The organism is Phascolarctobacterium succinatutens CAG:287 (assembly GCF_000434895.1).
GTDB lineage: Bacteria > Bacillota > Negativicutes > Acidaminococcales > Acidaminococcaceae > Phascolarctobacterium_A > Phascolarctobacterium_A succinatutens_A.
Genome location: NZ_FR892814.1, coordinates 46,890 through 68,821 on the forward strand (window position 1 = coordinate 46,890; position 21,932 = coordinate 68,821).

The following is a 21,932-nucleotide window of genomic DNA, read 5'->3' on the forward strand; positions in this document are numbered from 1 at the left end:
ATATTCTAGTAATTTATTGAAACAGAACATATAGTTAAGCATAAGGTTATACTTAACCTTATACTTTAATTATAAAACCATCTTGTCTTAACGTCAATAATTTAATAAGTTTTTTTATCATATGAGTGATTAGGCCGTTGATTGGCTAATCGAATCGTCTAAAGTTCAACGGTAAATTGATTTTAAGATAATTTATTGTCTCATCATGCATCCTGTGCTATAATTAGAACAATAAAATCAGCCAATGCTAGAAACGGAGGAAAAAATGACTGACTGGAACAAGTGGCTTAAAAAGAGAGAGCTTTGTGCGGATAATATTCTCTATATCTATCGACGTGACCGCAAAACCATCATCCATCGGGATGATGGCGAGGAATTTGAGCTGTTCGCTCCCGTATATACACTTCTAGCGCTCTTCCCGGAGGATGCCTTTCTGAACATCAACAAGGGAATTGCCGTGAACAAAGCAAGAATCGTAAATATCAGCAGCGATGGCGTCTATACCATGTCTGACGGACAAACCTTTCAGGGACGCAAGCGCAACCTCAGCGCCCACCGCCAGCTGCGCAAGCAAATGGGTATCAATGCTCTGCCGGACGCACAGCCGCAGGCAGCACCCATGAGCTTTCTGGAAAAATGCACCCTGCTTGATGACATGCCTCTGGCATATTGCATCATCGAGCTTGTTTTTGATGCCAATGGCCATGGTGTAGACTTTGTTTTCCGTTACTGCAATAAGGAAATGGCACACATTGAGGGAGTTCCCGTAGAAGAAATGCTAAACCGTTCTTTCTATGAGGTTTTTCGCAACGGTGACAAAAAATGGCTGGTGACCTATGCTGATGTGGCCCTCAACGGAACAAAACATCTTATCCACGATTACAGTCCGGAGATAGACCAACAGCTCAACATTTACTGCTATCAGCCGGAGCAGGGTTTTTGTGCCTGTATCCTGCAGGTTGCTGATAATATTGATCATGAATAACAAAGGAAGTAAGCAATAATGAACGGACAGGAATATTTACAGCAATTGGAGCAGCGTCTTGCTCACTATTACGATAAGAAGCCTTTGCCGAAGGCTCCGGCGTTCGTCCTTGCGGCAGAGCTGAACGCTGCGGACGAAGGCTATTTCATCATACCTAATTTAAAGACCTACAGTGTGCAGCACAACGAATATCTTTATGCGGCACGCTTCGACAAGCAGCTCACTGCAGAAATGGCTGCGCCCTATCTGCAGTTCACCAAGGAAGCTATGGCGGCGCTCAAAACCACTACCGAGCACATGAGCAGCATCTATGCCCTGGTGTTTATCTGCGAAGCAGGAGTTGATGACAAAACTCTTGCAGACCTGCAGAAGCTCAGGCAGCACAAGGACTACTGCTTCACCCTGAAGGGCTGGTCTGATCTAGCTTTATATATTGTAGACATCCCGGCGCAGAGGCTTTATTGCAACAAAGCAGGCGCTAAGGAAAAGGCGCTCTTTGAGTTTGCCAAAGCTTAATGCTTGTCGCTTCACACTAGACAAGTTATTTCTCCAAGGAAAAAATAAATCGTATACAGCTGTTAAGTATTTGCACATTCTGTACAAATCTTAACAGCTTTTTCTTTTTTTTAAGTTAATAAATAATTCTGTGACAATTCGTTGACATTAGAAGCAAATGTGGTATACTATTTCTATGTTGCACACGAGATATAGAGTGCACTAGTAGTTATTATTTTCTAAATTGTTTATTTTGCAATGATGCAAAAGGGAAAGAAAGGATGTTATTTATGAGTGGTTTATTGTTGCTTGTAGGCTCAATGGTTATCTTCTTTGTTGCCTACGTAACCTATGGTTCCTGGCTGTGTAAAAAGTGGGGTGTTGACCCTACCCGTAAGACCCCGGCTGAGAGATTGTGCGATAACATCGACTATATGCCGACCAAGCCCGCTGTATTGATGGGCCATCACTTCTCCTCCATCGCCGGTGCCGGTCCTATCGTTGGTCCTATCACCGCTGCTGTATTCGGTTGGGTTCCTGTAATGCTGTGGATTTTAATCGGCAGTATCTTCTTCGGCGGCGTGCACGACTTTGGTGCTCTGTACTCCTCCATCCGTTTTGATGGCAAAACCATCGGCCAGATTATCGATGCAACTCTGGGCAAGAGCGGTAAGTTCCTCTTCTCCATTTTCGCATACGTAACTCTGCTGGTTGTTATCGCTGCTTTCGCTAACATCGTAGCAGCTACCTTCGTAGCAAGCCCGCAGGCTGCAACAGCTTCCCTGCTGTTCATCGTGCTGGCTGTTATCTTCGGCTTCTCCGTATATCGCTGCGGTCTGAGCCTCGGCGTAGGCACCGTTATCGGTGTTATCATGCTGGTTGTTGCAATCGCTATCGGCAACATGTATCCGCTGCACCTGAGCAAAAACGTATGGGTTTGCATCCTGATGGTTTACATCTTCGTTGCTTCCATCGCTCCTGTCTGGATTCTGCTGCAGCCGCGTGACTATCTGAACTCCTTCCTGCTGTATGCCTGCATCGCATTCGCTCTGGTTGGTATCGCAATTTATCAGCCTTCCATGCAGCTGCCGGCATTCACCACCTTTGATCCTTCCGGCAAAGGCACCAACCCGATGTTCCCGATGCTGTTCGTAACCGTTGCCTGCGGTGCTATCAGTGGTTTCCACTCCCTGGTATCCTCCGGTACTACCTCCAAACAGCTCGATAGCGAAGGCAATGCTAAGCTCATCGGCTACGGCTCCATGCTGCTTGAAGGCGTGCTGGCTGTAGTTGCAGTTGTTGCTGTAGGCTATGTTGGCGGCGACAAGCTGACCGAGCTGCTGAAAAACGGTGGTCCTGTAAACGTATTCGCTGATGGCGTTGGTACCTTCATGACCAAGCTCGGCTTCTCCTTCGGCGTAGCTAAAGGCTTCGTTGCTCTGACCATCTCCGCTTTCGCTATGACTACTCTGGATACCGCAACCCGTCTGGGCCGCTTCATTTTCCAGGAGCTGTTCACTAAGGTTAATCCGAAAACCGGTGAAACACAAGGCAATGTTCTCACCAACCCGTTTGTTGCTACTTTGATTACCGTTGTACTGTCCGGTTATATGTCCCTTGGTTCCTACCTCACCATCTGGCCGATTTTCGGTGCTGCTAACCAGCTGTTGGCTGCCCTCTCCCTGTTGGCTGTCGGTGTATGGCTGAAGAGCGTTGGCCGTGACAACCTGATGGTTCTCATCCCGATGGCATTTATGTTCTGTGTAACCTTGGTTGCACTGGCACAAATCATCTTCGCTAACATGGCAGCTCATATCATTACCGCTGCATTGGGTTCTGTACTCTTCATCCTGGCAATTGCACTGTTCCTGGAAGCAAGAAAGTATCTCTTCGGTGGTGCAAAATAACCAAATATGCTCTAAGCATTAAACACTGAACGTGTTCAATGGCTGTTACGAATTTCGTAGCAGCCATTTTTTATGACAGATTTTGTCTAATTGATTTTTTATATAATATATAGTATGATAAGTAAAGGATGCGTTATCTTAGAAAGGTTAAGGTGAAGCAGATGAAAAAAGACTTTAACTATTACATGTCCTTAAACTATCCTGTTGAAATCATCGTTATTCCCGAAGATGAAGGCGGCGGTTACTTTGCCTGCATCCCCCTGCTCCCCGGTTGTTGGAGTGATGGCGAAACCTTTGAGGAAGCATACAAAAATATCTTGGAGGTAAAAGGTCTCTGGCTTGAAGATATGCTCGACCGCGGTTTGCCCATCAATGAGCCAAATATGAAGCCCCGTTTTAGCGGCAGGTTCGTAGTGCGTGTACCCAAAACACTGCACCGCCTGCTGGCCGAAGAATCAGAGCGTGAGGGCATCAGCCTGAACCAGTTCGTCAACAACTCGCTGGCCTTTGCTGTTGGCCAAAAGCTTGCACACTAAAAAACGGCTCCCCGATACGATTTAACGTATCGGGGAGCTTTGTTGTTATATTACGCACTCAGTTTTGAGGCCAGTTCACGCACCTCTGCTTCTGAAAGTTTAGAAAGACGGACTGTTCTTTCAATACTTTCACCTTCGCTCAAAAGCTCTTTAGCCAATTCAACGTTACGTGCCTGTGCTTTTTCAGTTGCCTCTTTTGCCACTGCTTCGGCTTTTCTTGCAGCATATTCTTCAATTACGTCAGTCATTTTTGCTTCGCCCTCCTTGCTGTATTTCAAAAATTCCATGCGCTCGGCAAATTCATGGTAATGCAGATTCTTTGGCTCTGTGCAATATAAATCCTGCATCAGTTTACCAAGCGCTGTATCATCTCGACGTTGGCTGTTAACATAGATAATGTGCGAACCATCTTCAAAGCATTTCGCATTTTCATCGATTCTGCGCCTGATATTATACAGTGGCAGATTATCGTGCAAGACATCTTTTCTGTGATAAAAATCACGTAGGTATCCGGCAGCTCTTCGTAAAGCTTACCAGGCTGGAGGAAGTGAGTATCAAGAATACTACTATAAAATCTGGCGCGTCTTGCAGGTGCGCCTTCATCGCTTCTCTGCACCTCTACGTTAAAATAACGTCCTTTGCTATCCTGCGCTAAAATATCCAGTTGCGAAGAATGTCCGTAGATGTTTTGAATAAAGCTCTGTATTCTGACATTCTTCACTTTAATTTTATCATCTCCCAGGATAATGCGCAAGAAAACCTGCGCTGCTTCTTTGTTGTCGTCAAGCATGAAATTCATAAACCTGTTGTTCATCATACAAAGGCTACGGATGACATGCTTGATTTCACTGTCTTGACTTGATTCATTTGTCTGCATTACTTCAACTCCCTTCTTAATAAAAAACGCCTTATGTACTACTCAATAATACATAAGGCGTTCGTGACGCTGCAGTGACCATGCTCCAGGCAGGTGTGCAAAATCTTACGGTCTTATATTAACAGATAATCGTGATAATGTCAAGAATTATTAGAAAGGTTTTAAATTACCAAAAACTCCAGTAAACCGTCAGGTAGCAGGCATTTTCTGCTTAAGGATATCGCTATTGTTGAGCTTCGGCTCATCCTTGCCGCAACCGATAGTTGCGGCTGCCAGCAGCGCCATTTAATTCACATTTACAAGAAAGCCTGCCAGCTGCAACAACAGTTACAACAGACAGGCTTTGTTATTTATATATAGAAGCTTTACAAAAATCTTAGGATCTCTTCTTCAGTTCTTCAAACAGCATAGGATTCAGCACGCGGATGTAGGTACCCTTCATGCCCAGGGATTTGGTCTCAATCAGGCCGGCACTTTCAAATTTACGCAGTGCATTAACGATAACGGAACGGGTAATGCCAACGCGGTCAGCAATCTTGGAAGCAACCAGCAGGCCCTCATTGCCGTGCAGCTCGCCCATGATGTTGACAATAGCTTCCAGCTCGGAATAGGACAAGGTGGAGAAAGCAACCTGTACAGTCGCCTTCTTGCGGATTTCTTCGGAAACTACTGCTTCGCGGTCATGCAGGATTTCTACGCCCAAAACAGTAGCAGCATATTCTGCCAGCAGCAGGTCGTCATCATTAAACTCTGCATCATATTTAGCAACAATTAAGGTACCAAGACGTTCACCATTGCCATAAATAGGTACAACGGTAGTCATCTTGCCATTGAAAATACATTTTGTATCAGCAACAAAGGAACAGTTTTGGTTCTGATGAGGAATATTAGCTAATGTTTCCTTAACGCTCATGATGAAGCTCAGATAGTCTTCCGGGAAGCGCATATCATCAAGCACCTGCTCACGCATGATGTCACATTCAAACTCGTGAATCAGCGCGTAACCCTTTACGCCGCCCTTACGGCCTACGATGTAGGTGTTTGCTTCGATAACGTCACGCAGCAGTTGTGCAATAGCGTTAAACTCAACCTTATCTCCTTTTTGTAAGAGCTTGTTAATCTTTCTTGTCTTTTCCAACAATTTCATTCTTTTCCCTCCTAAAAAAAATTATGCCCTCGGATGATTCTTCTTGTAAACATTAGTCACATGTTCATTTGAAACGTGCGTATAAATTTGTGTTGTTGATAAATTCGCATGTCCTAAAAGCTCCTGTACTGCTCGCAAGTCAGCACCATGCTCCAAAAGATGCGTCGCGAAGGAATGGCGTATCGTATGCGGACTGACATTTTTATGCAGCGCCAGCATATTAATATATTTCTCTAAAATACGCCTTACGCTGCGGTCCGTAAGCCTGCCGCCGCGGTTGTTGACAAAAATGAACTCATGCTCCTCATGATACTTGAGCATTAGCTGCTGTCGTACGGGATAATAGCCGCTTAATGCTGCGCAGCAGGTATGTCCCACCGGCACAACTCTTTCCTTATTACCCTTGCCCAGCAAAAGCACGAAGCGATTGCTGAGGTCTACCCTTTCCAGGGTAAGGCCTACAAGCTCGGATACACGGCAGCCGGTTGCATAAAGCATCTCCAGCACCGCCTGATCACGAACGCCTAATACTTTGCTTTTATCAGGCATTATCAGTAGCTCGTTAACTTCAATTTCGTCTAAAAAAACTGGCAGCTTCTTTTCCAGCTTAGGCGTGCGCACCTTGGTCAGCGGACTATATTCAATAACCGCTTCACGCACAAGATATTTGAAGAAGGATCGTAAAGCAGATATTCTGCGTGCAATTGTCCTGCGCGCATACTGCTTTTCGTTAAGCTCTGCGAGATACCCACGCACATCTAAAGGACCTACCTGTTGCCAGAAAAAATCCTGCTTAGCCTTGCGGCGCAACATAAACTCGGCAAAAGCAGCTAAATCCTTCTGATAGCTTTCAATAGTATGCCAGGAACAATTTTTTTCAACCTCCAGATAGGTTAAGAACCTTTCAGGAAAGTTAATATTAGTTCTACTCATCTTCTTAAAATACCTTTACTTATTTTATCACACAAAACCGCAAGAATCAAGACAATATTGTTATTCTTTCTAATTTTCTAACAGCTTTACAACCCTTGAAAAAAACAGTGCCAAAGAAAGCACTGTTTCATCCTTGAACCAGCAGTCATATGTTACGAAAACTATCGTATACCATAAAAACTGATTTGTCAAGTTATTATAAATTATTTTGCTATTTTGTCAAAATTAACGCCATAATTGTAGCTTAATATACAATTATGGCGTATGAATTATAATTCTTAATAAGAATTTATTTGCGAGTCAGCTTATAGATGAGCGCATTGCAGATAGCTGCAGCAACGTTGCTGCCACCCTTGCGACCGCGGGCAACGATATAAGGAATGCCGGTCTTCATGATGATTTCCTTGGATTCCACAACATTTACAAAGCCAACGGGTACGCCGATAACCAGCTCCGGTTTAATCTTACCTTCTTTTACTAACTCGTCCAGACGAACCAGTGCAGTCGGTGCGTTGCCTACGGCAATAATTACCGGGCCTTCGATGGTGCAGGCCTTTTCCATGCAGGCAGCGGCTCTGGTGGAGCCGGCCTCCTTAGCACGTGCAGCCACGTCAGGATCTGCCATGAAGCAGACAGCCTTAGCGCCCAGCTTGCTCAGGCCCATTTTGTTGATGCCGGTGCAGGCCATATTGGTATCTGTAACAATGGTAGCACCCTTTTGCAGTGCAACCAGTGCCTTCTCTACTACGCCGTCAGAAAACAGCATATTGCGGGCATAATCAAAGTCAGCGGAGGTATGGATAACGCGCTTAACGATATCAATTTTCTCCTCATCAATATGAATTTGGCCTAATTCCTCGCCAATAATTTCCATACTGCGTTTTTCAATGTCAGCGGGTAAAACATTTTGTAAATGCATTATTTTACACTACCTTTCTTCATGATATACTGCAAATTATTTTTCAATACCTACGCGCGCAGGAATGCCTCTTTTGAAGGGATGCTTACGCATGCAGACCTCGGATACATAATCAGCCAGCTCCACCAGCTCCGGCGCCGGGTTACGTCCTGTCATAACAACCTCCAGCTCCTGCGGCTTGTTCTTCAGAAACTCGACCAAAGCAGCCTGGTCAAATACGCCAGTATTGCAGGCACCGATGATTTCGTCAAAAATAAGCAGGTCGATATGCTCATGAGCACATTTTTGCTTAACCTTGTCAAAAAGCACCATGTGCTCGCGCTTAACCTCTGCCTTTTCCTCATCGTTCATCTGGAAGGTGAACTTCTTTGTTTCCTTACCGCGCATTACCTCAATATTCGGCAGCAGTGCCAGGCTCGCAAGCTCGCCTGTCGGCCTGCTTTTGAGGAACTGCACTATCAGCACATGGTTGCCATGGCCTGCGCAGCGGATTGACAAGCCCATAGCAGCGGTAGTTTTTCCCTTGCCATCGCCACAATAAATATGAATGAGTCCACCGTCTTTCATTCAGACACCTGCTTTCAAAATCTCATAAATTTTCTTCATATCCAGGTTTTCACGGATGCTGTCGGCAAGAATATCGTATTGCTGACGTTTGTATTCCGCAAAGTTGATGGTCTGGATGTCCTCCATCTTTTTGCCCTTCTTGGCCAGCAGCGCTTCGACAATCTTTACGGCAATGCCATCGCCGTCAAAAACGCCATGTACATAAGTGCCGTAAACATTGAGCTTGCCCTCGGTGTTCTGAGAGCCTTCAGCCATAATCTCACCATCCTCGTGAATCGGGCTGATAGAGGTCAGTGCTGCCTCCTCCGGGAATTCGGTTACACCGGAGTGAATCTCGTAGCCATAAAGCGGCTGACCGCTCAGTGCGGAGAAAATGCCCTGCACCTTGCCGAATTTGCCGGCCATCTGGATGGTACGTTTCTTTTCGATAAAGGTGGTTTCAATGTTCAGCAGGCCCATGCCAGGAGTAACGTTGGCCTTGCCGGTGCCGTCCTCTTCGCCGTACGGATCGGAAATCTGCTTGCCCAGCATCTGGTAACCGCCGCAGACACCGAACACTACGGTACCGCTGTTAGCATGCTTCAAAATAGCAGCCTCCATACCGCTCTGGCGTAGCCATTTCAGGTCGCCGGTGGTATTTTTGGTACCGGGGATAATAATCATATCCGGCTGGCCCAGCTCGCGTACACTTGTTACATAGCGCAGGGATACGCCGGGAATCAGCTCGAATACGTTGAAGTCTGTATAGTTGGACATACGCGGAATGCGTACAACTGCAATATCAATCAGCTTAACCTCGCTGCGGCCGCTGATACGCTCGGAAAGGCTGTCCTCATCCTCGATATCAACCTTCAGCATCGGCAGCACGCCTACGATAGGTACGCCTGTTTTTTCTTCAATCATCTTCAGGCCGGGGCGCAGGATTTCTACGTCACCGCGGAACTTGTTGATGATAACACCCTTAACCATGGCTCTTTCGTCGTCCTCCAGCAGCATCAGCGTGCCGTAGATGGAAGCGAAAACGCCGCCACGGTCAATATCTGCTACCAGCAGCACAGGAGCCTTAGCCATTTTAGCCATGCCCATGTTGACAAAATCGTCCTTTTTGATGTTGATTTCCGCCGGGCTGCCTGCACCCTCGATGCAGACGATATCGAATTTGGAAGCCAGCGTGTCAAACGCCTTCTGTACCTCCGGGCGCAAGGTATGCTTCATTGCATAATATTCGCCGGCCTTCATGGTACCGATTGCTTCGCCGTTGACAATAACCTGGGAACCGCTGTCGCTGGTAGGCTTCAGCAGAATAGGATTCATCAGTACGCTGGGCTCAATGTTGGCTGCTTCAGCCTGCACAACCTGTGCGCGTCCCATTTCCGCACCCTCGGCGGTGATAAAGGAATTCAGCGCCATGTTCTGGGATTTGAACGGTGCTACCTTGTAGCCGTCCTGATTGAATACACGGCATAAACCTGCTGTTACCAGGCTTTTGCCTGCATTGGACATGGTACCTACTATCATAAGTGCTTTTGCCACTTTAATCACTCTCTTTCATCAAAAAGTCCAGTATGTCACGATAGCTTTGCAGCCTGATACTGTGACCTGTGGTATTAAGATAGCCTGCAATCACAGGCGTGCAGCCATCACCGTGCTTGCCTGTTACCGAGCTGGTAACGTGGTCGCCGCAGATGATAAGCTTCAGTGGTTCATGATACTTTGCTGCTATAGTCTGTAAAAACTGGGCATCTATCCTGCTGATAAAATCAGCCTTAGCCTGATAATCATAGCGGTGCGAAGCCTCGTCACTGCCGTTGAAATGTGCAATAACGAAATCATCCTGCTGCAGCATAGCAAGCGTTGCTTCAGCCTTCGCCATAATGTCAGTATCAACATCGCCGGTTGCATTCGGCGGTGTTATTACATCCATGCCCAAGGCTCTGGCGATGCCGCTGACAATCTCTGCCTTGCACACCGCCCCACCGCGCAGTCCGTGCAGACTGTCGAAGGAAGGGAGCACCTGGCGGGCTGAAGGTCCCCAGGGATACAGAATATATTGCAGGCCATCACGGGCAAAGGGCTGCAGCCGTTTTGCCGACTCCTGCAAAAAATAGTTAATGGACAAGGACTTACTGCGCAGCTCCTGCAGCAAAGCGCTTACATCCCCGCCTACACTTTCGTGCGGCGGCTCTACAGCGCAGTTCAGCACGCCGGCCTCCTTGTTCATCACTAAAAGATTACGATATTCAGATAGATGGATAAATTCTATATCTTTAAGGATACCGTCACACTGCTTGGCAGCCTGTTGCATCTCAAGCGGCGTCAGCCCCTGCCCGTTGAAGGCAGCAAGACGGCCGTCAGCATCAACAGCAGCCAGATTGCAGCGCAGCACCATTTCATATTCAGAAATATCACGGTTGTGCGCCAACAGCTCCAGATAAGCACGGTTATGCGGTATATCCTTTTTATCTACACCCAGAAGCCGCAGAATACAGCTGCAGCTTTCGGGAATGATGTCATTTTCACATATGCTGAGGCTCCCAAGTGTCCCGGAAGCAGCCAGCGCATCCATCGCAGGATGCACCGCATGCTCAAAGGGAGTCTGTCCCTGCCATGCAGGAATCGGGGAATCACCTAAGCCATCAATTAATACTAGTAAAGAGCGCATGTTTTTATTGCTTCCTTAAGTGCTTTGATTAAACCGCGGTTCTGCACTCTCGTTTTGACCGCGATACGATAATAGCCTGCCTGCAGGTTGTGGTAGTTGGCGCATGAACGTATCAGATAGCCACGCTCATGCAGCAGCTCCGGAAGATTTTCCGGCTGCGGCAGATAAAAGAAAATATAGTTGGCCTCCGAGCCGTACACCTTGGCACCCAAAGCCGTAAGCTGGTTACGCAGATAGCTGCGCTCCTGCTCAATCAGCTTAAAGGATTTAGCCAGATATTCGTGCTCCTTTAAAGCAGCCTTGCCTGCCTCCTGCGCCAGAATGGAAACGTTCCAGTCCTGACCGCTCTGATGCAGTGCTGTGTTCAGCTCACTGCTGCCGCTGAGACAGTAGCCTAAGCGGATGCCCGGCATTGCAAAGGTTTTGGTGAAGGCCTTGAGGATAATCAGCTCAGGATAGGTTGCCAGCAAATCACGCATGCTGAAGGCCTTTTCCTCACTGACAAAATCCATAAAGCATTCATCTATCAAAAGATGGGCTCCTACCAGACGGCATTTGTCGAGAATCTGCACCATCAGCTCACGGCTCGTCAGCTGGCCGGTAGGATTATTGGGATTACAGATAACAACTAAATCTGTTTCAGGCGTAATCGCAGCGACAATATCATTGTCAGCAGCAAAATCACGCGCCTCCTGCAGATTATAATAGCTTATTTTGCAGTCTACCGTACGCAGAGCCTTTTCGTAATCAGCAAAGGTGGGTGCCAGAAGCAGTGCACGTCCGGGCTTCAAGGCCAGCGCCAGACGGAACAGCACATCGGCCGCACCGTTACCGAAGAAAATGTACTCCTGCGGCAGCTGCAGATAGCTTGCGGTCACCTCTGCCAGCTCGCGGCAGAAGGGATCAGGATAGTTGATACAAAGCTTTAAAGCCTGTTGAACGGCCTGCTTTATACCAAGCGGCAGGCCAAGAGGATTGATATTGGCGGAATAATCTACGAAGGGGCGACCATCCTTGGTCAGCTTTTCCGTATAGATATCTCCACCGTGTTCGTATTTATACATCATCTTCTACCTGCTTCATTTCAAAATAAGACTGTTCACCAAAAAAATCAAGGAAAACAGCAACAGGCTGAGAACAGCCGTCATATACAGTAAATTGTTGGTGGTAACTATATCCTCGGGGCACACCGGACGGATGTCATCGCCGATGGTTTCCTTGTGGACGAGCTTACCGAAATAAAAATGATCGCCGCCGAGCTGGATGTTCAAGGCACCGGCCGTAACTGATTCCGTCATTGCGGAATTAGGACTGAGATGATGATAGCGGTCGCGCCAGAATGTTTTCCACGCTCTCTTGGCATCAAGATTAAGGAAATAAGATGCCACAATCATTACCAGACCAGTAATACGCGCGGGAATCAGATTGGCCAAATCATCTAGCTTGGCAGCACAGCGTCCAAAATAAAGATACGTGTCATTTTTATAACCGACCATGGAATCCATAGTATTGATGCCTTTATACAAAAAGGCCAAAGGAGCGCCGCCGATAAACATATAGAACATCGGAGCGATGATGCCGTCGGCAGTATTTTCCGCAACGGTTTCTACTGCACCCTTAGTCACCTCTGCAGCATCAAGTTCTTTTGTATCACGCCCAACGATCCATGAAAGCTTCAGTCTTGCATCAACAAGATCGTTATCCTTCAGGGCTGTGTATACCTTCATGCTTTCGTCACGCAGACATTTTGTAGCAAAGATCTGGTAGCACATAACGGTTTCCAGAGCAAAACGCAGCCAGGGGTTAACCTGTTCCGCCAGCGTCAGCACAGCAAACGGCACGGCAAAGGTAAAAACCAGAACGATTATTACCATCAAGGCACCGCCGAGCAGTAATGCTGTCTCGCCGGGAGCAAGCATACGCCGCAGTTTTTTATCCAGAAATCCTATTAAATTGCCAATTAAGCAGATTGGATGCGGCAACCAATGCGGGTCACCGAAAATCAAATCTAAAATAAAACCTGCTACAATTGCGCCTAAGGTCATCATCTAAGCAAACTCCCCTTTTCAGCAGTCTGTCGACTGCTATTTAGCAGCATACGCTGCACATTGTTTGATAAAGCTGCGGGCAAATTCAGGATTGCCCCACAGATGGATGTGCGGATAACCGGCATAAAGAGTCGGCGTAGTATTCGCGCATTCCCAGCTGCCGCGGCCGGAAGCCTTGGCAGCTATAAAGCTTGCACCGTTGTTGGTGCTGTCAGAGTAATGGAACTCGTGTCCGTTGATTGTTCCACCGGCAGGACACAGCAGATTATCCTGCTGCGCCGTCAGGTGCACATATCCGAAGCGCGTCAGCTTTTTAGTCATGGCCGATTCGCCCTTCAATGCACCAACCCAGCTGTACAGCTTATCGCCGTCGCGATAATGCTCCAGCAGATACATGAAGCCGCCGCATTCTGCAAAACAAGGCATACCGCCGTCGATGGCAGTTTTCAGCTCCTGCAGCAGCGTTTTGTTGTCTGCCAATTGCTGTGCGTAAAGCTCAGGATAGCCTCCGCCCAATACAAGGCCGCTGATGTTCTCCGGGAGATGCGCATCAGCTATCGGGCTGAAGGGTACGAGCTCTGCACCAAGCTCAGCTAAGAGGTCAAGTGCGTCCTGATAGTAGAAACAGAAGGCTTTGTCCATAGCGACTGCCACACGCATGCGTCCGACGGGTTCAAGGCTTACCTCGTCATACGCAAGCGGTGCGGCCTGGGCCGCTACCTGCAGCAGGCCGTCCAAATCAACCGATTTGGCTACCTGAGCTGCCAGCTTGGCAACTATCTGCTGTAAATCTCCTATTTCTTCGGCTGTAACCAAACCTAAATGACGGCTTTCAAAGTTACAGTCCTGCATTACCGGGAAGTAGCCTAACAGCTTCACACCGGCTTCGCGTTCAATTACATCCTTATAGAAAAGATAGCTCATCGGATTAACATTGTTCAGAATAGCGCCGACGATGTGGCTGTCACTGCGGAATTCCTTAAAGCCCTTGATGGTCGCAGCAATGGATAAGGCGGCTCCTTTGCCGTTGACAACCAATACTACCGGAACATCGCAGGTGCAGGCCAGGTCGTAAGCACTGGCTTCCGTGGTTTTACCCATGCCGTCGTAAAAGCCCATCGCTCCTTCAAAGACAGCTACATCCGCATGGCGTGCATTTTTTGCCACCAGATAACGCGTTGTAGCCTGCCCCAGCATGAACAGATCCAGATTGCGGGATTTTGCTCCGATAACACGAGAATGAAACATCGGGTCAATATAATCAGGTCCTGATTTGAAGGCTGCCACAGACAGCCCTTTTTCCATCAGCGCCTTCAGCAGGCCGCAAACGATAGTTGTCTTGCCGCTGCCGCTACCGGGAGCACTGATCATAAAACGTGGAACTTTTACTTCAGCCATGTTAATCTTCCTTCTTCAATGCAGTCATTACATATACAGGGTTTTGTGCCATCATCAGGTTGTAGCTGCCCAGATGCTTGCTGCGCGCTACAAACACATTGACGATTTCCAGACTGTAAGCGGGATGCTCCTTGTAATAAGCAGCAACCTCTGCCAGAGTTTCTACCGTAATGGCATTGATTACAATACGGCAGTCACTGTTCTTGGCATAAATTACGTCCAGCATTTCACACAAATCGCCGCCGCTGCCGCCTACGAAAACACAATCGGGAGCAGGCATGGCTTTAATGTTTTCCAAAGCTTCACCGGCAATAATCTCCAGATTGTCAACGCCAAATAAGGCCTTGTTCTTTCCGAGGAGCTCAACAGCAACAGGGTTGCGCTCAAAGGCCCAAACCTTACCCCGGCTGGCAAGCAATGCCAGCTCAATGGAGCAGGAGCCTGTACCGGCACCAATGTCATAAATAATATCTGTAGCCTTCGGCTGCAGCTTGGACATCGATACGCTGCGTACCTCCTGTTTGGTCATGGGCACCTTGCTGCGCTGGAACAGGTCATCGGCAAGGCCGTGTACGGTAGAGGTAAAGCTTTGCGCATCCTCGTTCAAAATCATCATTACGGACAAGGACGGGAAATCCAAGGCACTAATTTCTTCCGCCGTACCGCTGGTAATTTTTTCTTCAGGATACGAAAGGTTTTCACCTACATAGACCTGAACCTGACCAAGACCATGCTCGCACAGCTGTGCGCACAGCTTTTGCGGAGAATTTTCTCCGCCGGTCAAGGAAAATACTTTTTTGTTACGGGCAACTGCCGCTACCAGGTTTTGTGTGCGTCCGTGCATGCTGACGATTTTAGCGTCATCCCAGGACAGCTGCAGCTTGGAGGAAAAATATACCAGGCTGCTGATGCCACAGTAGCGAACACATTCACAATCCGGCAGCTTACCGCTGATGGTTTTGGCGAGGCTGAAAAAGCCTACATCGCCGGAAACCAGCACCGCCAGCACATCCTTTTCAGGCTGTGCCTGCGCTGCAATCTCAGCAATAGCAGCTGTTTTAATTGTATCATATACAGTTTTACTGCTGTCTGCAAAAGCAGCCAGCATGCGTTTGTCGCCAATCAGGATATTACTTGAGGCAATAGCCTGACGTGCTTCGCCGGTCAGCAAATCGGGGTTACCAGGGCCGATACCGACGATGTTTACGCGCAATTTTTGCGACATAGGAAGCAAGCCTCCTTTTTATTTATATCAATTACCGGCAGCAAAATGCTGCTTGAGGTAATCAACAATCTCACTATAGCCGGCACCGGTTTCTTCCTGTGCACGGCCGATGACTATCAGCTTAGCGCCGGCAGCTGCCGCTGCCTCCACCTTTTCATCAAAGCCGCCGACAGCACCGGAATCCTTGGTCACCATGAACTTGCTGCCATACTTTTTCAGCATAGCGACATTCAGCTCCTTGCTGAACGGTCCCTGCATACAGATAATATGCGCAGGCTTGTAACCAAGCTTCAAGGCAATCTGCAGACTGCTTTCCAGCGGCAGGATACGCAGAACGATACGCTCGGCGTAATCATGCACAGCGGTGAAGTCCGGCAGGTTCTTGCTTCCGGTAGTCAGGAAGATGCCACCGTCCAGATGATTCAGAAGCTCGACGGCTTCCGCAAAATCGTGGACGGTAATGTAATCGCCGCCCTCGCCCGACGGACGCACCAGACGCAGATATTCAACCTGCTCGGTGCTGCAGGCCTCCTGCACCGTTGCCGTAACAACGGTAGCATAAGGATGCGTAGCGTCAATGACGCAGGCAGGGCGATGCTCCTGAATAAAGGCACGCATAGCTGCAAGGTCCATACGCTCTGCCATGACGGTCATTCTGGGCTGCGGCTCAATCAAGGACGCGCCGTAATCCGTAGCAACAGAAACATACAGCTCCACCGGCAGCTTAGCCAGCTCCTTAATCAGGCGGCGTCCCTCACTGGTACCACCGATAAGCCAAATTACCGGTTTCATGCCAGCTTGTAACCACGCGGGGTTACCATACGGCCATTGATTACTTCGGTCTGGGTGTTGCCGATAATAACAGTAGAGAACATATCTACCTGTTTATCGCGCAGCTCTGCCAGAGTAGTCAGTTCAAAGTCCTGACCATCGCGGCCGATGTTGCGTACAATGCCTGCAGGAATGGTACCAGGCTGATTTTTCAGCATAATATCGCAAGCCTTTTGCAGATAATCATGACGCTTGTGGCTGGAAGGGTTGTACAGACAGATGCAGAAATCGCCTTTGGAAGCGCAGTCAAGACGCTTCTCGATTTTTTCCCACGGAGTCAGCAAATCGCTGAGGGAAATCAGGCAGAAGTCGCTGATCAGCGGTGCACCCAATACAGCAGCGCCGGAGCATGCGGCGGTAATGCCGGGAACAACCTCAATTTCAATTTCAGGGTGGTCCTTGGCAACCTGGCACATAATGCCGGCCATGCCGTAAACGCCTGCGTCGCCGCTGGAAATCATAGCAACGGTTTTGCCCTTCAGAGCTTCATCAAGTGCCAGCTTGCAGCGGTCAACCTCTTTACGCATACCGTTGGAGAGGAATTCCTTCTCCTTGAAATCTTCCTTAATCAGGTTAACGTATACATTGTAGCCTGCAATAACATCGCAGGACTTCAGTGCGTCGTAAGCTCTTTTGGTCATTTGCTCTACGCCGCCGGGGCCAAGGCCCACAACAAATAATTTACCCATTATCTCGTCTCCTTAATCAGTCTTCAAGCCGGTTCTGGCAAAATCCAGGACCAGGTTTTCGGCTGCAACAGCCAGAGTTACACCATTCAGACTTGTCTTGCGCAGCAGCAGCCTGCCGCCCTTGCTGTCTTTTACAGCACTGCGCTCGCATACGTTGCTTACACCAACTACGCTCTGCACAAAGGACGAAGGCGTAAAATCGCCTGCTACGCTGTTCAATTCATCGGCTGAATAGAAATTAGCAGCAAAGTTATATTTTTTGGCAAAGGCCAGTAAACCCTGCTCGTCTTTTTTCAAATCTACGCTTGCGATTGCCACAACGGAACGCTTGTCCAGCTGCAGCTTTTCCAGCTCCGGCAGCACCAGAGCTTCAATATTTTCCAGAGGCGTATTGCGACGGCAACCGATTCCCAGATGCACAATCTTGGGAAGCAGGCGCACCGTAGTTTTAAACGGCTGCAAATGCTTTTGCAGTGTAACAGCCATGCCGACAGGCAAACTGCTGTCCTCAACTACCAGCTTAGGCAGCGGACCTGTAAGCTGAAATTCCTTATCATAATACAGACCGACATTTTCATCGCCAACCAGTGCTGCAGCAAAATCCTTGGCTGCTGCCAAGGAGCACAGCACCATGCGATTGCGGGCCGCCCATTCGTCAACAGCGAAAAGGCCGTTGACATCTGTCGCTGTGGTCACGCAGGCAGTTGCGCCCAGCGCTGCCGCCAGGCAGCGCGAAAGCTCATTGGCTCCGCCGATGTGACCTGCCAGCAGAGGAATGACAAAGCTGCCGCGTTCATCTACCGAAATAACAGCAGGGTCCGTCAGCTTGCTTTTGATAAAGGGAGCGATAGTGCGCACCGCAATACCGACAGCGCCAACGTACACCAACGCCTGACATTTGTTGAAAACAGCTGCGCAGGCACCGTTATGGTCCGGCAGCATCGGGGCAATGCCCGTCTGCTCCGCATACTTCGCTACAGTCTGCAGCTCCGTTTCATAACCGATGCTGTGCAGGTATTCGGCAACCTTTTTGCTCAGCTCCGCGCCACGCGCCGAAAAGGAAAATATAGCCGCGCGCATAGCTTATTTAACCTCGGGCTTAACGTCCAGTTTAGTCGGGTCTGCTTCACGGAAGCCGTGAGCGAAGGTCGGGTTGTACAGCTCGCTGCGGTCATAAGCGTTGCCTAGGAAGCCGCCGACGGTAATCAACGCAGTTTTGTTGATGCCGTATTTAGCAGCGTTTTCTGCCAGGGTACCAACGGTGCAGCGGATAACCTTTTCATCCGGCCAGGTTGCTTTGTAAACAATAGCAGCCGGAGTATCGTTTCTGTAACCGCCTCTTACGAGCTCAGTCTGCAGTTTTTCCAGCATACCGCTGCTCAGGAAGATAACCATGGTTGCCTTGTGGGCAGCATAGTCGGCAATCTTTTGATGGCTCGGAACCGGAGTACGGCCTTCCATACGGGTGATAATAACAGATTGGCTTACGTTTGGCAGAGTGTATTCAGCCTTCAGGCAAGCAGCAGCAGCGCAGAAGGAGCTTACGCCGGGAACAATCTCGTAGTCAAGGTTGTAGCTGCGCAGCAGGTCAATCTGCTCGCGATGTGCACCGTAAACGCTGGGGTCGCCGGTGTGCAGGCGTACAACCAATTGGCCGGCCTGAGCTGCGGGAACCATAGCAGCGATAACCTCTTCCAAGGTCATGGTTGCACTGTTCATAATAGTACATTCCGGTTTGCAGTATTTCAGCAGTTCCGGGTTAACAAGGGAGCCTGCGTAAATAACCAGGTCAGCCTTTTCCAAAAGCTCTTTACCTTTTACAGTAATTAAGTCAGCTGCACCAGGACCAGCACCAATAAAATAGATCATTATTCATCAAACTCCTTTTCTTTAACCAATATTACAGAGAAATAGCTGCTCTTAGGATCTACTTCTTCAAGGTTACGATAGATTTTTTCACCCGGCAGGCCGCATCTTTCAACCATACCGGAATTTTTGATGAGCTTACGCTCGCGCAGCTCGTCAACTACACGGCCGATTTCGCTTGCAGATTTCATCAGCACCTTGTTGCCGGGGCCATCAAGGAACGCTGCGGACTGCTTGTAGCTGCCTGGCAGAACAATCAACGGTTCCGCTCTTTCGCACAGGGAAGTGTTCAGCTTAGCAGCAACAGCACAGATAGAGGTTACGCCTGCAACCAGCTCAGCATCATAGCCATCCTTCAGCACCAGCTTATGAACGTAAATGCAGGTTGCATATACGGTAGGACAGCCGAGGGTAATGAAAACAACGTTTTTGCCTTCATCAAGCAGCTTTTCAATAGCATCTGCACCCTCGCGGTGTGCCTTGTCCATTGCTGCCATGTCCTTAGTCATAGGCATATAAATAATAAGCTGAGGTTTTGCATCAAGATCTACTACGTGATTAACGATTTCCTTAGCCGTCATTACGTCGGTATCTCCCTTAGGCAATGCAACAACGTCACATTCCTTCAACAGGCGTACAGCCTTCAGGGTCATTAATTCCGGGTCTCCGGGACCGATACCAACACTATAAAGTTTGCCTCTCATTCTCTCATACTCCTTTTTGCTTATGTAGCTGAATTAATTCGTCTGCGTACTTGGTCTTGCCCAGAATGCCATAGACATTGGAAAACATCAAAGCAGCCGTTTTTATTTTGCCATGCACTCTATGCTGCATGTAAAAATCAATTTTTTCCGTAACCTTATCCATGACAGGCTCAAAGATTTGCTCCCGCTTCAGGACCTTGGTCACCTCATCGGTAGTCAGGCAGCCGTAAATCTCACGTCCGACATCAACCGAAGCACCATGGAACATTGCCTCCAGAGCAAACAGCTCCGTGCGGCAGTCCGCATATTTGGAATGTGTATTCATTACGCCCTGCGCCACCTTCACCAGCTTACCGGAATGGCCGATAAGCAGCAGTGTTTCAAAGCCGCAGTAAACAGCATAATCCAAAAGCTCACCCACAAAGTTACTGCAGGTAACATGACCATCAAGGTCAAGCTTCATTTCATCGCGGGTAAAGTCCTCGCCGTAGTTGCCAAAGAACACCAGCAGATTTTTATTACCGCGTGCCTTCTGTGCTCTGATTTCCACATACATCGTTTCAATCAGCGCCTTTTCACTCATCGGCTCTACAATGCCGCTTGTTCCTAAAACCGACAGGCCGCCGATAATACCGAGACGGGGGTTGAAGGTTTTCTTGGCAATTTCGACACCTGCAGGAATAGAAATCGTCAGCTTCATGCCACCATTATAGCCTGCAGCCTCCATCGCCTTGCCAACCTCTTGCGTAATCATTCTGCGCGGTGTAGGGTTAATCGCCGGTCCGCCGACAGCACACGCAAGGCCGGGCTTAGTCACCCTGCCGACGCCCACGCCGCCTTCCAGCTCAATACCGCTGCCGTCAGTCCTTTCGGCCCTGGCATAAACCAGTACACCGTTAGTATCATCAGGATCATCGCCGGAATCCTTGCGGATAGCACAGCTGACGTAATCAGGAGTCATCTCAACGTCTAAGGGCTCCAGGTCAAGCACTATTCCCTTGGGAGTGTCGATACGCACAGTCTCAACACGCTCGCCTGTAAGCAGCATCGTAGCTGCTGCCTTGGACGCAGCCGTTGCACAGCTGCCGGTAGTATAACCACAACGCAAAACCTTTCCTTGCGAAAACTGATATTCTTCCAAAGCGCAGCTCCTTCACAATCAAATTTCCCATATAATAGGGATTATCAATAATAAAAAAAGACTTCTGCCGAATCCGACAAAAGCCATAAAGACAGAATTAACTAACGCTAATTATTCCTTGCAATTAGTAAACCCAACTGCCTCCATCACCCGTGGATTCAGAATAAAGCATGGGCTGACTGCTGACTTAGACACAAGGCCTTCACAGCGGCGGGACCGTCAGGAGTTAACCATCTTGTCAATTAAGAATGAATCACCCACACCAATAACCTGCTTTATTATATCATAAATAAATAAAATTTCCAATACTTTGCCTAATAAAAAAGCAGATAAGCCGAAGCCTATCTGCTTGAACTTCTTAAAGAACGCGGCAAGCGCCGTAATAACGTGCGCCCCAATAGCCAGTGAATGCGGAAGAAACCGTTACGCCGGTGCTGGTGCCTGCATGAATGAAGTTGCCGTCGCCAACATAAATACCAACATGAGAAGCACCCGGTTCATATGTGCTAAAGAAAATCAAATCGCCGGGGCGAAGCTGGCTCATGGAAATCTGACGGCCGGAGTAAAACTGGCTGTCAGCCATACGCGGCAGATATACACCTGCTCTTGCGAATGCATACTGAGTAAAGCCGGAGCAGTCGAAACCATAAGGAGTAGTTCCGCCAAATACATATGGAGTACCGATGACACTGTAAGCAGAACGCAGTACGTTGCGTACAACGGAATTGCTACGGTTAGGAGGCATCTCCCTGTTCATCAGCGCTCTATAGGTAGCTGACCCTACAATACCATCAACCTCTAATCCTTTATCAGCTTGGAAGTTTTTAACAGCTCTTTCAGTTTCAGGACCGAAATCACCATCTATATTATTAATAGAATAACTTAATTCTACCAATCTCTTTTGAATTGCCACTACTTCCTGTCCATCGTCTCCGCGTTGGAAGGAAGCCAAAGCTGTTACAGCACAGCTGAGACTAAACAAAACTGTCATACAGAAAACTA

General features: G+C 48.3%; 23 protein-coding genes. 4 read left to right on the top strand and 19 right to left on the bottom strand.

Translation table 11 applies throughout. The features are described 5' to 3' along the window. Positions 1 to 265 precede the first annotated feature (265 nt). The 4 genes from BN587_RS09120 (at position 266) to BN587_RS09135 (ending at position 3,923) form a co-directional block, all read left to right on the top strand. Positions 266 to 985, top strand: a complete 720-nt coding sequence (locus tag BN587_RS09120) for a LytTR family transcriptional regulator DNA-binding domain-containing protein (RefSeq protein ID WP_021720814.1) — start codon at positions 266 to 268, stop codon at positions 983 to 985. Positions 986 to 1,003: 18 nt separating this feature from the next. After that, the gene (locus tag BN587_RS09125) at positions 1,004 to 1,501 is read left to right on the top strand and encodes a hypothetical protein (RefSeq protein WP_021720815.1); all 498 of its coding nucleotides are present in this window, start codon (positions 1,004 to 1,006) and stop codon (positions 1,499 to 1,501) included. A 269-nt stretch (positions 1,502 to 1,770) separates the two neighbouring features. Next, positions 1,771 to 3,387: a carbon starvation CstA family protein gene (locus BN587_RS09130; RefSeq protein ID WP_021720816.1), complete on the top strand. Its 1,617-nt coding sequence runs from the start codon at positions 1,771 to 1,773 to the stop codon at positions 3,385 to 3,387. A gap of 161 nt (positions 3,388 to 3,548) precedes the next feature. After that, entirely contained in the window at positions 3,549 to 3,923 is a 375-nt protein-coding gene (locus tag BN587_RS09135; protein WP_044484736.1) for a toxin-antitoxin system HicB family antitoxin, read from the top strand. Positions 3,924 to 3,973: 50 nt separating this feature from the next. On the opposite strand, the gene BN587_RS11485 is transcribed toward BN587_RS09135, so the two are convergent. The 19 genes from BN587_RS11485 to BN587_RS09225 all read right to left on the bottom strand — a co-directional run bounded on the left by BN587_RS11485 (position 3,974) and on the right by BN587_RS09225 (position 21,921). Continuing rightward, complete coding sequence (locus BN587_RS11485; protein WP_303684949.1) at positions 3,974 to 4,171, bottom strand: hypothetical protein; 198 nt, start codon at positions 4,169 to 4,171, stop codon at positions 3,974 to 3,976. Between the two features lie 98 nt (positions 4,172 to 4,269). Next, a complete protein-coding gene (locus BN587_RS11490; protein ID WP_021720819.1) occupies positions 4,270 to 4,800 on the bottom strand; it encodes an Rpn family recombination-promoting nuclease/putative transposase in 531 nt (176 codons plus the stop codon). Positions 4,801 to 5,176: 376 nt separating this feature from the next. Continuing rightward, complete coding sequence (codY, locus tag BN587_RS09145; protein WP_021720820.1) at positions 5,177 to 5,947, bottom strand: GTP-sensing pleiotropic transcriptional regulator CodY; 771 nt, start codon at positions 5,945 to 5,947, stop codon at positions 5,177 to 5,179. A 21-nt stretch (positions 5,948 to 5,968) separates the two neighbouring features. Further along, complete coding sequence (gene xerC / locus BN587_RS09150) at positions 5,969 to 6,880, bottom strand: tyrosine recombinase XerC (RefSeq protein ID WP_021720821.1); 912 nt, start codon at positions 6,878 to 6,880, stop codon at positions 5,969 to 5,971. 289 nt (positions 6,881 to 7,169) lie between these two features. Next, on the bottom strand, positions 7,170 to 7,799 hold the full coding sequence (locus BN587_RS09155; protein WP_021720822.1) for a precorrin-8X methylmutase: 630 nt from the start codon (positions 7,797 to 7,799) through the stop codon (positions 7,170 to 7,172). A gap of 36 nt (positions 7,800 to 7,835) precedes the next feature. After that, on the bottom strand, positions 7,836 to 8,366 hold the full coding sequence (locus BN587_RS09160; protein WP_021720823.1) for a cob(I)yrinic acid a,c-diamide adenosyltransferase: 531 nt from the start codon (positions 8,364 to 8,366) through the stop codon (positions 7,836 to 7,838). Then, the gene (locus tag BN587_RS09165) at positions 8,367 to 9,899 is read right to left on the bottom strand and encodes a cobyric acid synthase (protein WP_044484738.1); all 1,533 of its coding nucleotides are present in this window, start codon (positions 9,897 to 9,899) and stop codon (positions 8,367 to 8,369) included. It lies immediately after the preceding gene. 1 nt (position 9,900) lies between these two features. Then, complete coding sequence (locus BN587_RS09170) at positions 9,901 to 11,028, bottom strand: 2 3-bisphosphoglycerate-independent phosphoglycerate mutase form (RefSeq protein WP_021720825.1); 1,128 nt, start codon at positions 11,026 to 11,028, stop codon at positions 9,901 to 9,903. Then, positions 11,013 to 12,095, bottom strand: a complete 1,083-nt coding sequence (locus tag BN587_RS09175) for a pyridoxal phosphate-dependent aminotransferase (RefSeq protein WP_303684950.1) — start codon at positions 12,093 to 12,095, stop codon at positions 11,013 to 11,015. The genes BN587_RS09170 and BN587_RS09175 overlap by 16 nt, the downstream gene beginning before the upstream one ends. Before the next feature lie 12 nt (positions 12,096 to 12,107). Next, positions 12,108 to 13,076 (bottom strand): adenosylcobinamide-phosphate synthase CbiB, encoded by a 969-nt coding sequence (gene cbiB / locus BN587_RS09180; protein ID WP_021720827.1) that lies wholly within the window; start codon positions 13,074 to 13,076, stop codon positions 12,108 to 12,110. Positions 13,077 to 13,112: 36 nt separating this feature from the next. Then, positions 13,113 to 14,474 carry a cobyrinate a,c-diamide synthase gene (locus BN587_RS09185; RefSeq protein ID WP_021720828.1) on the bottom strand — a complete coding sequence of 454 codons (1,362 nt, stop codon included), beginning with the start codon at positions 14,472 to 14,474 and terminating at the stop codon, positions 13,113 to 13,115. Position 14,475: 1 nt separating this feature from the next. Beyond that, positions 14,476 to 15,699: a bifunctional cobalt-precorrin-7 (C(5))-methyltransferase/cobalt-precorrin-6B (C(15))-methyltransferase gene (locus tag BN587_RS09190; protein WP_021720829.1), complete on the bottom strand. Its 1,224-nt coding sequence runs from the start codon at positions 15,697 to 15,699 to the stop codon at positions 14,476 to 14,478. A 27-nt stretch (positions 15,700 to 15,726) separates the two neighbouring features. Beyond that, entirely contained in the window at positions 15,727 to 16,491 is a 765-nt protein-coding gene (gene cobK / locus BN587_RS09195) for a precorrin-6A reductase (RefSeq protein WP_021720830.1), read from the bottom strand. Beyond that, a complete protein-coding gene (gene cobJ / locus BN587_RS09200) occupies positions 16,488 to 17,219 on the bottom strand; it encodes a precorrin-3B C(17)-methyltransferase (RefSeq protein WP_009144629.1) in 732 nt (243 codons plus the stop codon). Before cobJ ends, cobK begins: the two co-directional genes overlap by 4 nt. Before the next feature lie 12 nt (positions 17,220 to 17,231). After that, positions 17,232 to 18,299, bottom strand: coding sequence for a cobalt-precorrin 5A hydrolase (locus BN587_RS09205; RefSeq protein WP_021720831.1), 1,068 nt, complete (start codon positions 18,297 to 18,299; stop codon positions 17,232 to 17,234). A 3-nt stretch (positions 18,300 to 18,302) separates the two neighbouring features. After that, positions 18,303 to 19,088: a precorrin-4 C(11)-methyltransferase gene (gene cobM, locus BN587_RS09210; protein WP_021720832.1), complete on the bottom strand. Its 786-nt coding sequence runs from the start codon at positions 19,086 to 19,088 to the stop codon at positions 18,303 to 18,305. Continuing rightward, positions 19,088 to 19,789 (bottom strand): precorrin-2 C(20)-methyltransferase, encoded by a 702-nt coding sequence (cobI, locus tag BN587_RS09215; protein WP_021720833.1) that lies wholly within the window; start codon positions 19,787 to 19,789, stop codon positions 19,088 to 19,090. The genes cobM and cobI overlap by 1 nt, the downstream gene beginning before the upstream one ends. A gap of 4 nt (positions 19,790 to 19,793) precedes the next feature. After that, positions 19,794 to 20,930: a cobalt-precorrin-5B (C(1))-methyltransferase CbiD gene (gene cbiD / locus BN587_RS09220; RefSeq protein WP_021720834.1), complete on the bottom strand. Its 1,137-nt coding sequence runs from the start codon at positions 20,928 to 20,930 to the stop codon at positions 19,794 to 19,796. 358 nt (positions 20,931 to 21,288) lie between these two features. After that, positions 21,289 to 21,921, bottom strand: a complete 633-nt coding sequence (locus BN587_RS09225) for a C40 family peptidase (protein WP_044484760.1) — start codon at positions 21,919 to 21,921, stop codon at positions 21,289 to 21,291. Between the last annotated feature and the right edge of the window lie 11 nt (positions 21,922 to 21,932).